The following is a 13,687-nucleotide window of genomic DNA, read 5'->3' as shown; positions in this document are numbered from 1 at the left end:
TCGGCGGGCGGCCGCCGGCTGCGGATCGCGCACACGGTCTCGTTCTCCTTCGACATGTCGTGGGAGGAGCTGCTCTGGCTGGTCGAGGGCCACGAAGTCCATGTGATGGACGAGTCGCTGCGCCGCGATGCCGAGGCGCTGTCCGCCTACTGCGCCGCGTACGAGATCGACGTCATCAACGTCACCCCCTCCTACGCGCAGGCGCTGGTCGACCGGGGTCTGCTGGACGAGGGTCGGCATCGTCCGGTGCTGGTGCTGCTGGGTGGTGAGGCGGTGGCGGAGACGTTGTGGTCGAGGCTGCGGGAGACGCCCGGTGTCATGGGTTACAACCTGTACGGGCCGACGGAGTACACGATCAACACGTTGGGCGGTGGGACGCTGGATTCGGCGACGGCGACGGTGGGCCGGCCGATCTGGAACACCCGGGCGCATGTGCTGGACGCTTCGCTGAGGCCGGTGCCGGTGGGTGTGGCGGGTGAGTTGTACGTGTCGGGTGTGGGTCTGGCGCGGGGGTATCTGAACCGGCCGGGTCTGACGGCGGAGCGGTTCGTGGCGGATCCGTTCGGTGAGCCGGGTGGTCGGATGTACCGCACGGGTGATGTGGTGCGGTGGCGTCAGGACGGTCTGCTGGACTTCCTGGGGCGGGTGGACGACCAGGTGAAGATCCGGGGTTACCGGGTGGAGCCGGGTGAGATCGAGGACGCGATCGCGGAGCATCCCGGGGTCGCGCAGGCGGCGGTCGTGGTCCGCGAGGACACCCCCGGCGTGAAGCGCCTCGCCGCCTACCTGGTGCCGAGTGAGGGTACCCTTATCGAGACCCCCGTGGTCCGTCGTATGCTTGCCGGGCGCCTGCCGGAGTACATGGTCCCGTCCGCGTTCGTCGTGCTCGACGAGCTGCCGCTGACCGTCAACGGCAAGCTCGACCGCAAGGCTCTCCCCGCGCCCGGCGCAGCCGACTTCACGACGGCCGGACCGCTGAGGGAGCCCCGGTACGCCAGCGAGAAGGTGGTGCACGCCGCCTTCGCCGAGGTACTGGGACTGCCCGGCCTCGGTGTCGACGAGAACTTCTTCGACCTCGGCGGGCACTCCCTGCTCGCGCTGTCGCTGCTCCAGCGTCTGCGGGCGGACTTCGAGGGCGCCCTGTCCCTCGCCGACCTGCTGACCCGGCCCACCGTCGCCGCGCTCGCCGAGTTCCTGGTCGAGCGGACGGTGGACGTGGCCCTCGACATCCCCGGGGGCACGGCCACCCCCTGCTCCGACTGACCCCCTGACACCCCCTGACACCCCCTGACGCCCGAACAACCCGAGGAGTACGACCATGACCGCGACCAACCCCTTCGAGGACGACGACGCCCGCTACTACGTCCTCGTCAACGCCGAGAACCAGCACTCGCTGTGGCCCGCCTTCGCGGAGATCCCGGCCGGCTGGACGGTCACCCACGGCGAGGACACCCGCCAGGGCTGCACCGAGTACGTCGACGCCACCTGGACGGACATGCGGCCGGCCTCGCTGGTCGCGCGCACCGAGTCCGTCCACGCCTGACGGAGCCACGGGGGACGGCGGCACGCCGTCCCCCCGCTCCGGGCCCTGACCGCTGCGACCAGACGGACTACCGATCGACGTGAGCACCCCACAGACGGACCCGGCCGACCACCCCCTTCAGCTGACCGCCGAACAGCTGGCCGACGAGGACCTGGCGCCCGGCGCGCTCTCGCCCGAACGCCGCCGGCGCGCCCGCGCCCTGCTGCGCGGCTCGCTGCGCCCGCACCGGGCGACCGTCGCGGTCGCGATGATCGCCGCCGCGATCCGGCAGGTCGCCCTGCTCGCCGTCCCGTGGTGCGTCCAGCGGGCCCTGGACGACGGGCTCGGCAAGGACGACGGCGGCGCCCTGCTGTTCTGGTGCGGGGCCACCGCCGTCACCGCGCTCGTCCAGTTCGCCGGCCTCTACGGCTGGCAGTACTGGTCCGGCTACGCCGACGCCAAGGTCGGCGCCGACCTGCGCTCGCGGCTGCTGCGCCACCTGTCGGGCCTCGACCGCGCCGCCCTCGCCTCCCGGGGCCACGGCGACCTCGCGATGCGGGCCACCCGCGACACCGACCTCGTCCGCGAGTGGGTGCACGGCCTCGCGATCTGGGTGGTGCTCGGCACCACCTTCGTCGTGGTGCTGCCCGCCCTCGCCGCCCTCGACCTCAGCCTGCTGCTGGTCACCCTCGCCACGCTGCCGTTCCTGGTCTGGGTCAACCTCTACTTCCCCAAGCGGTTCGCCGCCGCCAGCGGGGAGCTCTCCCGGGTGCACGGCGTGCGGGCCGACGCCGTCGCCGACCTGCTGCAGGTCGGCACCGGCCTGCGCGGCACCGGCGGCCACCGCCCGCTCGTCGAACGGCACCACACTGCCAGCGCCGAGGTCACCGAGCGCACCGTCACGGCCGCCCGGATCGAGGCGACCTGGGCCGCCGTCGCCCCGTTCGTCCCCCGCCTGGCCGTCGCCGCAGGCGTCGGCATCGGCGGCCTGGCGGTGATGGACGGCCGGCTCACCCTGGGCGCCCTGGTCGCGTTCACCTCCTGGATGGCCATCATCACGCTGGCGACCCGGGTCCTGGTCGACCGGCTGCTGGAGCGGGGGCAGGCCGACGTCGCCGCCGCCCGCATCGACGAGGCCCTCTCCCTGCAGCCCGACGTGACCGAGCCCGCCCCGGCCGACGCCCGGCCGCTGCCCGCCACCGGAGACCTCACCCTCACCGGCGTCAGCGCCGTCCGGGACGGCCGCACCGTGCTCGGCCCGCTCGACCTCACCGTCCGGCACGGCGAGTTCGTCGCGCTGTCCGGGGCCACCGGCGCCGGCAAGAGCACCCTGCTGCGGCTGGCCGTCCGCCTCGACGACCCGGACACCGGGACGGTCGCCTACGGCGGCACCGACCTGCGCACCGTCGCCCTGGACGAGGTCCGCACCCGGATCGCGTACGTCGCCCAACGCCCCGTGCTGCTCTCCGGCACGGTCGCCGACAACCTCCGGCTCGGGCGTGACCTCGACGACGAGGCGCTGTACGAGGCCTGCCGGATCGCCGGCATCCACGACCAGCTCAGCGCGATGCCGGACGGCTACGGCACCGAACTCGGCGAGGGCGGAACCGCCCTGTCCGGCGGTCAGGTCCAGCGACTGGCGATCGCCCGGGCGCTGCTCGGCGACCCGGTGCTGCTGCTGCTCGACGACTCCACCTCGGCCCTGGACACCGGTACCGAACAGCTCGTCCTGGACCGGCTGCGCGGCTGGGCCGAAGGCCGCACCGTCGTCTTCACCACCCACCGCAGTGCCGTCCTGGCGGCCGCCGACCGGGTCGTCCGGATCCTCGCGCCGGCCGAACCCACCGAAAGGCCCGCAGTGACCTCATCGACCTCAGTGACCTCAGTGACCCCCGTGACCGTGAGCGCGGGGGAGGCCGGCCGTGGCTGAGCAGCCCCTGCTCCAGGAGGAGGCCGACCAGCACGCGGTGCTGCGCCGGGCCGCACCGTACCTGCGCCCGCACCGCGGCCGCCTCGCCGTCGCGCTCGGCGTCGGCCTGGCCGACTCGGCGGCCCTGGTGGCCGTCGCGCCGCTGATCGGCCTGGCCGCCAACGCCGTCACCTCCGGGGACCGCACCGGACTCGCCGTCGCCGTCGTGCTGCTCGTGCTGCTGGCACTCGCCCAGCTGGGCTTCGCCAGGGCCGGCGAACTGCTGCTCATCCGGGCCGGCGAACAGGTCGTCCGCACCCTGCGGGAGCGGTGCGTGGAGAACCTCGCCACCGCGCCGCTGCGCTTCCTGGAGACCCACCGCAGCGGGGAGCTGCTGCGCCGGGCGACCGGCGAGGTGGCCGAACTCGCCGCGTTCGTCCGCCTGCACCTGCGCAACCTGGTGGCCTCGGCGGCGACCCTGGTGTTCACCCTGGTGGTGCTCGCCGGGTACTCCTGGCTGCTGCTGCTCGTCCAGCTGGTGGTGTTCCTGCCGCTGACGCTGCTGGTGACCCGCTGGTTCCAGCGGGACGCGGCCGCCGCCTTCGGCGGCAAGGCCGGCGCCGAGGCGACCGTCGCGGCGACCTTCAGCGAGACGCTGACCGCCCGTGAGGCGCTGCAGACCTCGCGCGGACTGCCCGGCTGGGCGCGGCGTTTCGACCGGGAGAACGCCCGTGCGGTGCGGACGGCGCGCCGCGCCCTGCGGGTGGAGAACCGGATCGACCTGGTGAGCCTGGTCGAGGGCCTGGCGCTGGTGGCGCTGCTGCTGGCCGGCGGCTGGCTGGTCGGGCGCGGCAGCCTCAGCATCGGCGCGGTCGTGGTCTTCGTGGTCGCCAGCCGCAACCTCTTCGACTCCTTCACCGACCTCTCCCAGCTGGTCGGCGAGGTGCAGACGGCCCGGACCGGGCTGGCCCGCCTGCTCGACCTGCTGGCCGCGACCGAGCCGGAGCCGGTGCGGCCGCGGCCCGCCGCGCCCGCGCTGCCGGAGCGCGGCGACCTGCACTGCGCCGGCGTCGGGTACGCCTACCGCTCGGACGGCCAGGTGCTGCACGCGATCACGCTGGAGTTCCCGGCCGGGAGCCGGACGGGCGTGGTCGGCGAGACCGGCTCGGGCAAGACGACGCTGTCCAAGCTGCTGTGCGGCCTCTACCGGCCGGACCACGGGGCGGTCACCTTCGCCGGGGTCGACCTGCGGGAGATCCCGGAGTCCGAACTGCGGCGCCGCGTGGTGCTCGTGCCGCAGGAGGTCCGGATGGTCTCGGGCACGATCGCCGACAACCTGGCGCTGGTCCAGGGCGCGCCGGACCGCGCGCGGATCGAGCGGACGGTGCACCGGCTCGGCCTGCGGGAGTGGATCGCCGGGCTCCCCGGCGGACTGGACGCGGAGGTCGGCCAGCGCGGCGGCAACCTGTCGGCCGGCGAGCGGCAGATCCTCGGGCTGGTCCGGGCGGTACTGGCCGACCCGGCGGTCCTGGTGCTGGACGAGGCGACGGCCGACATCGACCCGGTGACGGCGGCCCGGCTGGAGCACGCGCTGGACGAACTGCGCTCCGACTGCACGCTGGTGGTGATCGCGCACCGGCCGGAGACCATCGCCCGGATGCCCAGGGTGATCCGGCTGGAGGGCGGCAGGCTTCCGGTGGAGACGGCCACTGGCCTGCCCGTATCAGGTTAGGCTAACCTAATCGACAGCGAGTTCCCCGTGCCGCCGGCCGGCGCCACCCGACACCGGACAGGACCGAACGATGACCACCGAGACCGCTCCGCCACGCATGCGGATCGTGCGGCACCCGCTCAAGTACCGCCTCCTGGAGGTCAAGCGGGTGCACCGGATCACCCCGGGCACCGTCCGGGTCACCTTCGGCGGCGAGGCGCTCGACGGCTTCTGCGAGCAGGAGCCGACCGACCACGTCAAGCTCTGCTTCGCCGAGTCGGGCGCGGAGCTGCCGGTCGAGCCGGTGGTCGAGAACGACACCTGGATGGACGCCCCCGACGGCATGTCGGAGCCGCTGACCCGCGACTACACGGTGCGTCACTACCGCCGTGAGCAGCGGGAACTCGACATCGACATGGTGCTGCACGGCACCGGGGTCGGCTCCACCTGGGCCGCCGCCGCCCAACCCGGCATGCGGCTGGGCGTCTTCGGCCCCCGCGGCTCCGAGGTGCTCCCGTTCGTCCACGACTGGTACCTCCTCGGCGCCGAGGAGACCGCCCTGCCCGCGCTGGCCCGCTGGGCCGAGATGCTGCCCGCCGGCGTCCGGGTGATCGCCTTCGCCGAGGTGTCCGGCCCCGAGGACGAGCAGGTGATCGAGAGCGCCGCCGACCTCACCCTCACCTGGCTGCACCGGGGCGCCGCCCCCTCCGGGAGCACCGACCTGCTGGAGCGGGCCATCCGCGCGGCCGAACTGCCCGCGGGCCTCGGCTTCGCCTGGGTGGGTGGTGAGGCCAACTCCCTCAAGCCGATCCGCCGTCACCTCCGGCGTGAGCGCGGCCTGCTGAAGGAGCAGGTCGACGTGGACGGCTACTGGAAGCGGGGCGTGGCCAACCACGACCACCACGAGGACGACGCCGACCACGCATGACCGCCGCCACCCTGGAACCCCCCGCGCCGGCTCCCGCCCCGGCCGCCGCCCCCGGGCCGGCCCGCAGGCCGGGCACGTCCCGGCGGGTCGCCTGGCTGCTGGGCGCGCTGGCCCTGCTGGCCGTGCTGGCGCTCGCCTCGATCGCCGTCGGCGCCCGCTACATCCCGCCCGGTCAGGTGCTGCACGTCCTGCTGCACCGGGAGCCGGCCTCCGAGGACTGGATCGTGGTGCACCACGCCAGGATCCCGCGCACCCTGCTGGGCATCGTCGTCGGCGCCGCGCTCGGGCTCGCGGGCGCCCTGATGCAGGCGCTCACCCGCAATCCGCTGGCCGACCCCGGCCTGCTCGGCGTGAACGGCGGAGCCGCCGCCGCGGTGGCCCTCGGCACCGCCCTGCTCGACCTGCGCAGCTTCGGCTCGTTCGTCTGGTTCGCCCTGGCGGGCGCGGCCGTGGCGGCCGTCGTCGTGCACGTCCTCGGAGCCGGCGGGCGCAGCTCCGCCACGCCGGTACGCCTCGCGCTGGCGGGGACCGCCGTCACCGCCGTGCTGACCGCCGTCGTCAACGGCCTGATCCTGCTCGACCCGCTGACCCTGAACCGCTTCCGGTACTGGCAGGTCGGCACCCTCGCGGGCGTCGACGCCGCGGTGCTCCGGCAGGTCCTGCCGTTCCTCGCGGCGGGCGGCGTGATCGCCCTGCTGCTCGCGCGCCCGCTCAACGCGATGGCCCTGGGCGACGACGCGGGGCACGCGCTGGGCGCCAACCCGGGCCGGACCAGGATGCTCAGCATGCTCGCCGTCACCCTGCTCTGCGGCGCTGCCACCGCGGCGGTCGGCCCGATCGCCTTCGTGGGCCTGGCCGTTCCGCACCTGGCCCGTTACGTCTGCGGCCCCGACCAGCGCTGGGTGCTGCTCCTGTCGGCCGTGCTCGCGCCCGTCCTGCTGGTCGGCTCCGACATCGTCGGACGCCTCGTCCTGCACCCGGCCGAACTCCAGGTCGGCGTCGTGACGGCGTTCGTCGGCGCACCGCTCTTCATCGCCCTCGTCCGGGGCCGGAGGATCGCCCAACTGTGAACACCAGCACGGCGGTCCACCGCCCGGCCGACACCCCCCAGAGCCCGCCCGCCGCCACCCGGCCCGTCCCGCTGCACGCCGTACGGCTGCCGGCCGGCCGCTCGCTGCGCTGGCACCCCCGGGCCACCGCGGTCTGCGGCCTGCTGCTGGTCGCGTTGCTCGGCGCCGTCGTCTGGACCCTGACCGTCGGTGACTTCCCGCTGCCGGTCTCCGGCGTCCTCGACGTGCTCACCGGCGGCGGCACCCGAGGCCAGCGGTACATCGTCATGGAGGTCCGGCTGCCCCGGCTGCTCACCGCGCTGCTGGTGGGCGCGGCCATGGGCCTGGCCGGCGCGCTGTTCCAGACCCTGGCGCGCAACCCGCTCGGCAGCCCGGACGTCATCGGCTTCACCGTCGGCTCGGCCACCGGGGCGCTCGCGGTGATCCTGGTGATCGGCGGCAGCGCAGCCGTGGTGGCGGGCGGCGCGGTCGTCGGCGGGCTGCTCACCGCGCTGCTGGTCTACCTCCTCTCGCGGCGCGGCGGCACCCAGGGCTACCGGCTGGTGCTGGTCGGCATCGGCGTCAGCTCACTGCTCTCCTCGCTCAACGCCTACCTGATCGCCCGGGCCTCGTTCAGCGACGCGCAGAGTGCGGCGGTCTGGCTGACCGGCAGTCTGAACGCCCGTGGCTGGGAGCACTGCGGCCCGATGGCCGCGGTGCTGACGGTCCTGCTCCCCGCCGCGCTGCTGCTCGGGCGGCCGCTGCGGATGCTGGAGATGGGCGACGACGTCGCCTCCTCGCTCGGGATCCCGGCCGAGCGGATCCGGATCTGGCTGGTGCTGGTGGGCGTCGGCCTGACGGCTGCCGCGACCGCCGCCGCCGGGCCCATCCCGTTCGTCGCGCTGATCGCCCCGCAGGCCGTCCGGCGGCTCACCCGGGCGACCGGGCCGAACCTGCTGGGATCGGCGCTGACGGGGGCGGTGCTGCTGGCCGTGAGCGACATCGCGGCGCAGCGCCTGCTGGCCCCGACCCAGCTCCCGGTGGGTGTCCTGACGGGGCTGGTCGGCGGCTGCTACCTGGTCTGGCTGATCGCTCGCCAGTGGCGGACCGGCCACGCCTGACGGGCTGTCCGCACCCGGCCGTCCGCACCCGGCTGTCCGCACCCGGCCGGGCGCCTGGCCGGCTGTGGCGAGCGTCGTGGGCGCAGCCGCCGTCAGGGCGCGGCCGTCAGCTGGGTGAGGGCCGCCGTGGACAGGGCGGCGATGCCCGTCCGCAGCGTCAGGCCGACGTTCGGGCGGAACTCGGGGGAGTGGTTCGGCGGCAGCGCCGCCAGCTTCCCGGCCGCCGACCCGCCGGGCGCCGCCGCCCACTGCTCCGGGCCGACCATGCCGAGCATCCAGTACGCCGTCCGGATCCCGGTCACGCCGTGCAGCCCCGCGCCGGCCGCGCCGAACAGCGGGAAGTCGTCGGTGGCCGTCGCGGGCGGCCAGCCGGTGACCCGCCGCGGCCCGAACGCGCCCTCGTGCGCGGCCCGGACGGTCGCGGTCAGTGCCGCGTCGGGCAGGTTCACCCCGGAGCGGGAGGTCACCTCGACCGTCGGCTCCCGGGGGCAGCCCGAGGCCCGGGCCTCCGCCGCGACGATCCGACGCACGGCCACCACCATCCGCTCCAGGGCCTGTTCGGAGAACGCCCGCAGCGTGACGCCGAGCCGCGCCTCGTCCGGGATGACGTTCGCGGGACCGCCCGCGCGCAGCGAGCCGACGGTCAGCACGGCCGGCTCGGCCGGGCCGGTCTCCTGGGCGACGACCGACTGGAGGCGCAGGACGACCGAGGCGGCGGCCAGCACCGGGTCGACGGCGAGATGGGGCGCGCCGGCGTGACCGCCGCGCCCGTGGATCACCACCTCCAGCGTGACGCTCCCGGCCGTCACCGGGCCCGCGCCGTGCGCGACCATCCCGGCCGGCAGCGGGGCGGTGTGCTGCGCGAGCACCACCGACGGCGGCTCGAACCGGCGGTAGAGGCCGTCCGCGAGCATCGCCCGGGCCCCCTCCAGGGTCTCCTCGGCGGGCTGTCCCACGACCAGGACGGTGCCGCGCCAGCGCTCCGCGCTCCGGGCCAGCGCGGTCGCGGCCCCGGCGGCGCAGGCCAGGTGGACGTCGTGGCCGCAGGCGTGCATCACGGGCACCTCGCGCCCGTCCGCCGCGCGGGCCCGCACGGTGCTGGCGTACGGCAGGCCGGTCCGCTCCTCGACGGGCAGGGCGTCGAGTTCGGCGCGCAGCAGCACCACCGGGCCGGGGCCGTTGCGCAGCACGCCGGCCACCCCGTGGCCGCCGATGCCGGTCTCCACCGCGTACCCGGCGGCGGTGAGGCGCTCGGCGAGGCGGGCGGCGGTGCGCTGCTCCTGACCGGACAGCTCCGGGTGGCGGTGCAGGTCGAGGTAGAAGCCGGCCGCCTCGGCGAGGTCGGCCGGGGGGAGGTCTGCTGAGGGCATCGGGGCTCCGGTTCCAACGGGGAGGGCAGGCCGCCGGCCTGCGGTGTCAGTGAGGTGACAGCGGGCGGCAGGCGGGTCTGCCAGTGCCGTCGCGTAGACAGGTGTCAGCGGTGGGGCCCGCCCCGCCCGTGATGCCCGGTCCGGCCGCTGCGGCCGGGCCGTCCCCAGCGTCCAGAAGGAGTTCCCATGGCTGCCGTCAACAGCGCGGACACGAATCTCGCCTCCCTCGCGCAGGAGATCCTGAACCTGGAGTCGGAGACCTTCGAGATCAGCGACTACTCGGACGCCAGCGAGGTCATGCTGGGCTCGTCCACCAGCTGCTCCAGCACCAGCACCTGCTCCAGCACCACGAGCACCACCAGCTGCACCGCCTGACCCTGCGGTCCGGCCCGTCAGCCCCCTCGGTGAGGGGGCTGACGGCGTTCCGCTCAGGGGAACGGGTGCGGTACCAGGCGCAGTTCGTCGTCCCGCAGGTCCGTCGCCCGCAGGCCGCCGCGTCGCAGCGCGGTGCGCAGCCGGGGCATCGTCAGGGCCCGCTGGCGCTGCCAGCCGAAGTCGATCGGGAGCAGGCCGGGCACGATCGTGCAGACCGTGTGCAGCCCCAACTCCCGCTGCTCCGGCGAGGTCTGGTCGACCGCGATGACGTCGAAGCCGGCCCGGGCCAGCTCGTCCCGGCAGAACAGCAGGTCGTCCAGCAGATCCGCGGAGGCCGGGCGGGTCTTCGCCCAGCCGTCGTACACCTCGTCCAACGGCCGGACGGCCGCCGGCTCCAGGTAGCTCCGCGCGTGCCGGGCCATCTCCGGCAGCCCGAACAGCGCGGCGTGGTCCGGTAGTCGGCGCACCAGATCGAAGTCCTGCGCCATCGCGGCGAGTTCGGCCGGGCGTTCGCGCACCTGGCCGGGCAGGTGCGGGATGTACGTGAGGATCTCGGACACGGCGGACTCCACCGCCTGCTCCGGGTCGAACCCGGCACCCGCCGCGAAGGCCAGCGACCCGGGGCCGCCGCCCCGCCGCACCGCGAGACCGGTGACCACGGGCACGGCGAGATCGACCCGGTTGTCGAACACGTGGACGTCGTACCCCTGCAGGGCCGCCCGGTCCACCATCGCGTGCAGGTCGCGCCCGGAGCAGGACGCGAGGTCGATCTCGGTCAGCCGGGCGTTCCCGTACCAGCCGAGCAGGAACGAGTCCCGCTCGATCAGCTCCAGCAGCCCGAACAGGATCGCCTCCTCCAGGCAGCTGCCGATCGCGCAGCCGTTGGAGCACTCGAAGACGAAGTTGTCGGACGCCAGCCCCGCGCTGTAGTAGCAGAGCCGGGCCGGCACCAGCACCGGCCGGTCGTCGCGCAGCGAGTAGCCCTGCACCCAGGGGATCGGCCGATCCGGGTCGAAGGGGCTGAGCAGCGGGTCGTCCCGGTACGTCCGCGGCGGGTAGAGGCCGCAGTCGCGCGGGTCCACCGCCCGGCCGGCCAGGTTGCGGTACGAGTCCACAGGCATCGGGGCGAGGCGGCGGCGGTGGGTGCCGGCGTAACGCTCCAGGCCCTCTAGGAACGCCAGGTCGCGGCTGCTGCGGAAGGAGTTGGACTGCCCGCTCCAGGTGACGTCGGTGAGCCCGGCGTATCCGCGCATGAAGACGCTGCCCGCCACCGGCGCGGTGGTCGGCGAGGTGACGTCCGACCAGGTGCCCGCGCCGAGCGCCCCGCAGACCGGGTTGGCGAGTGCGGCGGCGGGCAGCCCGTACGAGCCGGGGGAGCGCAGCCGGTAGCCGTCCGGGGCCGGTTTGGGGCGGGGGAGCAGCGGCAGCACCGCGCCCTCACCGTCGGCCGCGCCCTCGCCGTCGCCGCCGGCCGCGCCCTTGCCGCAGACCGGGCAGAGCGGTTCGGGCAGCAGCGGCACGGTCTGCACCTGGAGCGTCTCCAGGTCGAGCCGGGAGACCTGCGGCAGGCCGGTCGCCGGTCCCGCGGCCTCCGCGACGAGGCGGCACAGCGCCCAGACGCCGTCCAGCGCGTACCCGGTCAGCAGCGGCCAGTCGCTGTCCAGGACGGTGGTGCCGAGCCCGGTCTCCAGGGCCTCGCGTTCGGTCCGGCTGCGCAGCCGCTGCCAGCGCATTGCGAGGCACGTCCCGCAGGCCGGTGCGCCGCCCGGCGAACCGCCCCACGGGCCGACCAGCACGGCCTGCGCGGTCAGGTGGACGCCGGCGGCGGCCCGCCGGTGCGCCTGCCCGGCGGGTTCGGGCCGCAGGACGTCCCGGTCGCCGAGCGCGACGACGGCCGGGGCGGGCAGGCCGGCTGCGGCGGCGCGTTCGGCGAGAGCGGCCGCCAGGGCCTTCCGGGCGGCGTGCAGCGGCAGCGGGGTACGGGTGGCGGTGGTCGTCATGTCCGGTTGCTCCAACGGAAGGTCCGGGCGGCCAGCGCCCCGAACAGGGCGGCGAACACGGCGAGTCCGAGGCAGGCCAGGGCCGGCCCGCCGACCCCGTGGCGCCCGGCGACGGCGTCACTCACCCCGTCGACGAAGTAGCGCAGCGGCAGCACCCGGGACAGGGCCTGCAGCCAGCCCGGCATGAGGTCGATCGGGTAGAACGCGCCGGACAGGAAGGCCATCGGGACCATCACGCAGTTGGCGATGGCGGCCACCGCCTCCGGCGTGTTCGCCAGGCTGCCCACCACCAGGCCGATCGCGACGAACGCGGTGACCCCGAACAGCAGCACCGGCAGGCCGAGCGGCCAGGACGACGACAGGTGCAGTCCGAACACCGGCAGCAGCGCGACGCCCGTGAACAGCACCGCCTGGACGAGCCCGGTGCCCAGCGCCACCGCGTAGCGCGACAGCAGCACCGAGGGCAGCGGCGTCGGCGTGCGCCAGATCAGCCGCAGCAGGTCGTCCCGGCGCCAGTGCATCAGCGTGAACGCGACCCCGAACAGCGCCGCGTTGCCGATGCCCCAGGCCAGCACGCCCGGGGCGGTGTAGTTGATGTACGCCATCCCGCCGTCGACCGACTGGCCCCGGAACAACAGCCCGAACACGACCAGGAAGATCAGCGGGAAGGCGAAGGTGAAGAAGACCGAGGTGCGGTCCCGGACGTACGCCAGGTAGGTGGCCCGGGTCATGGCGGTGTAGGCGCTCACCGGCTCCGCTCCGATCCGGTGGCCGGGCCGGCCGCGGTGAGCCGCAGGTAGGCGTCCTCCAGCGTCGCGGTCCGGGTCTGGATCGACTCCATGCCGACCAGGGCGCCGACCGCCACCAGCACCCGGTTGGCGGCCCTGGTCTCGATCACCACCTCACCGCCCTCCACGCGCACCTCGTCCACGCCGTCGATGCCCCGGGCGTCCGCGACCGAGATCCGGTCCGAGGGGATGAGCAGCCGGGCCGGCGCCGCCAGCGACCGGACCAGGCTGCCCGGGGTGTCCAGCGCCAGCACCGAGCCGCCCGCGACGATCGCCACCCGGTCGCACAACGCCTCGGCCTCGTCCAGGTGGTGGGTGGTGTAGACGATCGTCCGCCCCCTGCCGCGCAGCGCGCGCAGCACCTCCCAGAGCGAGCGGCGGGCCTCCGGGTCGAGCGCCGCGGTCGGCTCGTCCAGGAAGATCAGCTCGGGTTCGTGGATGAGCGCGGTGGCCAGCGCGAGCCGCTGGCGCTGGCCGCCCGACAGGTCGTCGACCCGGCTGCCCCCCTTCGCCGCCAGGTCCACCAGGCCGAGGGCCCGGGCGGCGGCCGACCGCTCCAGGCCGTACAGCGCGGCGACGGTCTCCAGATGTTCCGCCGCGGTCAGCCGGGTGAAGAAGGTGGACGCCTGGGTCTGCACGCCGATCCGGCGCAGCAGCGCCGTGTTGCGCGGCCACGGGCTCTCGCCGAGCACCGTGACCGTGCCCGCGTCCGGCCGGCGCATGCCCGCCACGATCTCCATCAGCGTGGTCTTGCCGGCGCCGTTCGGCCCCAGGATGCCGAAGAACTCGCCGCGCCCGACCGTCAGCGACACCCCGTCGAGCGCCACCACCCCGTCGTAGCGTTTGACCACACCCGCCAGCGCGACCGCGGCGGCGCCTGCGCCTTCACTCATCCTGTGCTCCCTTGCTGGACC

At 74.9% G+C, this 13,687-nt stretch carries 11 protein-coding genes and 1 pseudogene; 8 read left to right on the top strand and 4 right to left on the bottom strand.

Annotated features, from left to right (window positions below):
• The 7 genes and pseudogenes from ACFUK0_RS18380 to ACFUK0_RS18350 form a co-directional block, all read left to right on the top strand.
• Positions 1–1,188: pseudogene (locus ACFUK0_RS18380) on the top strand (non-ribosomal peptide synthetase); the annotation flags it as partial.
• 130 nt (positions 1,189–1,318) lie between these two features.
• A complete protein-coding gene (locus ACFUK0_RS18375) occupies positions 1,319–1,543 on the top strand; it encodes an MbtH family protein (RefSeq protein ID WP_380251336.1) in 225 nt (74 codons plus the stop codon).
• A gap of 79 nt (positions 1,544–1,622) precedes the next feature.
• Entirely contained in the window at positions 1,623–3,452 is a 1,830-nt protein-coding gene (locus ACFUK0_RS18370; protein WP_380251334.1) for an ABC transporter ATP-binding protein, read from the top strand.
• Positions 3,445–5,163 carry an ABC transporter ATP-binding protein gene (locus tag ACFUK0_RS18365; protein WP_380251332.1) on the top strand — a complete coding sequence of 573 codons (1,719 nt, stop codon included), beginning with the start codon at positions 3,445–3,447 and terminating at the stop codon, positions 5,161–5,163. The genes ACFUK0_RS18370 and ACFUK0_RS18365 overlap by 8 nt, the downstream gene beginning before the upstream one ends.
• A gap of 70 nt (positions 5,164–5,233) precedes the next feature.
• Entirely contained in the window at positions 5,234–6,070 is an 837-nt protein-coding gene (locus tag ACFUK0_RS18360; protein WP_380251330.1) for a siderophore-interacting protein, read from the top strand.
• A complete protein-coding gene (locus ACFUK0_RS18355) occupies positions 6,067–7,140 on the top strand; it encodes a FecCD family ABC transporter permease (protein ID WP_380251328.1) in 1,074 nt (357 codons plus the stop codon). Before ACFUK0_RS18360 ends, ACFUK0_RS18355 begins: the two co-directional genes overlap by 4 nt.
• The gene (locus ACFUK0_RS18350; RefSeq protein ID WP_380251326.1) at positions 7,137–8,240 is read left to right on the top strand and encodes a FecCD family ABC transporter permease; all 1,104 of its coding nucleotides are present in this window, start codon (positions 7,137–7,139) and stop codon (positions 8,238–8,240) included. The genes ACFUK0_RS18355 and ACFUK0_RS18350 overlap by 4 nt, the downstream gene beginning before the upstream one ends.
• Before the next feature lie 92 nt (positions 8,241–8,332).
• On the opposite strand, the gene ACFUK0_RS18345 is transcribed toward ACFUK0_RS18350, so the two are convergent.
• Complete coding sequence (locus ACFUK0_RS18345; RefSeq protein ID WP_380251324.1) at positions 8,333–9,610, bottom strand: amidohydrolase; 1,278 nt, start codon at positions 9,608–9,610, stop codon at positions 8,333–8,335.
• Positions 9,611–9,796: 186 nt separating this feature from the next.
• Between ACFUK0_RS18345 and ACFUK0_RS18340 the strand changes: the two genes are divergently transcribed.
• Positions 9,797–9,985, top strand: a complete 189-nt coding sequence (locus ACFUK0_RS18340; protein WP_380251322.1) for a thiazolylpeptide-type bacteriocin — start codon at positions 9,797–9,799, stop codon at positions 9,983–9,985.
• A gap of 53 nt (positions 9,986–10,038) precedes the next feature.
• Here the strand turns inward: ACFUK0_RS18340 and ACFUK0_RS18335 are convergent, their stop codons facing one another.
• Genes ACFUK0_RS18335 through ACFUK0_RS18325 form a run of 3 tightly spaced genes read right to left on the bottom strand, consistent with a single transcriptional unit; the run spans position 10,039 to position 13,666 of the window.
• Positions 10,039–11,985 carry a TOMM precursor leader peptide-binding protein gene (locus tag ACFUK0_RS18335; RefSeq protein WP_380251320.1) on the bottom strand — a complete coding sequence of 649 codons (1,947 nt, stop codon included), beginning with the start codon at positions 11,983–11,985 and terminating at the stop codon, positions 10,039–10,041.
• Positions 11,982–12,734 (bottom strand): ABC transporter permease, encoded by a 753-nt coding sequence (locus tag ACFUK0_RS18330; RefSeq protein ID WP_380251318.1) that lies wholly within the window; start codon positions 12,732–12,734, stop codon positions 11,982–11,984. The genes ACFUK0_RS18335 and ACFUK0_RS18330 overlap by 4 nt, the downstream gene beginning before the upstream one ends.
• On the bottom strand, positions 12,731–13,666 hold the full coding sequence (locus ACFUK0_RS18325) for an ABC transporter ATP-binding protein (protein ID WP_380251316.1): 936 nt from the start codon (positions 13,664–13,666) through the stop codon (positions 12,731–12,733). The genes ACFUK0_RS18330 and ACFUK0_RS18325 overlap by 4 nt, the downstream gene beginning before the upstream one ends.
• Positions 13,667–13,687 lie beyond the last annotated feature (21 nt).

Source organism: Kitasatospora sp. NPDC057223 (assembly GCF_042669755.1).
GTDB lineage: Bacteria > Actinomycetota > Actinomycetes > Streptomycetales > Streptomycetaceae > Kitasatospora.
This window is presented reverse-complemented; position numbering and strand designations above follow the sequence as displayed.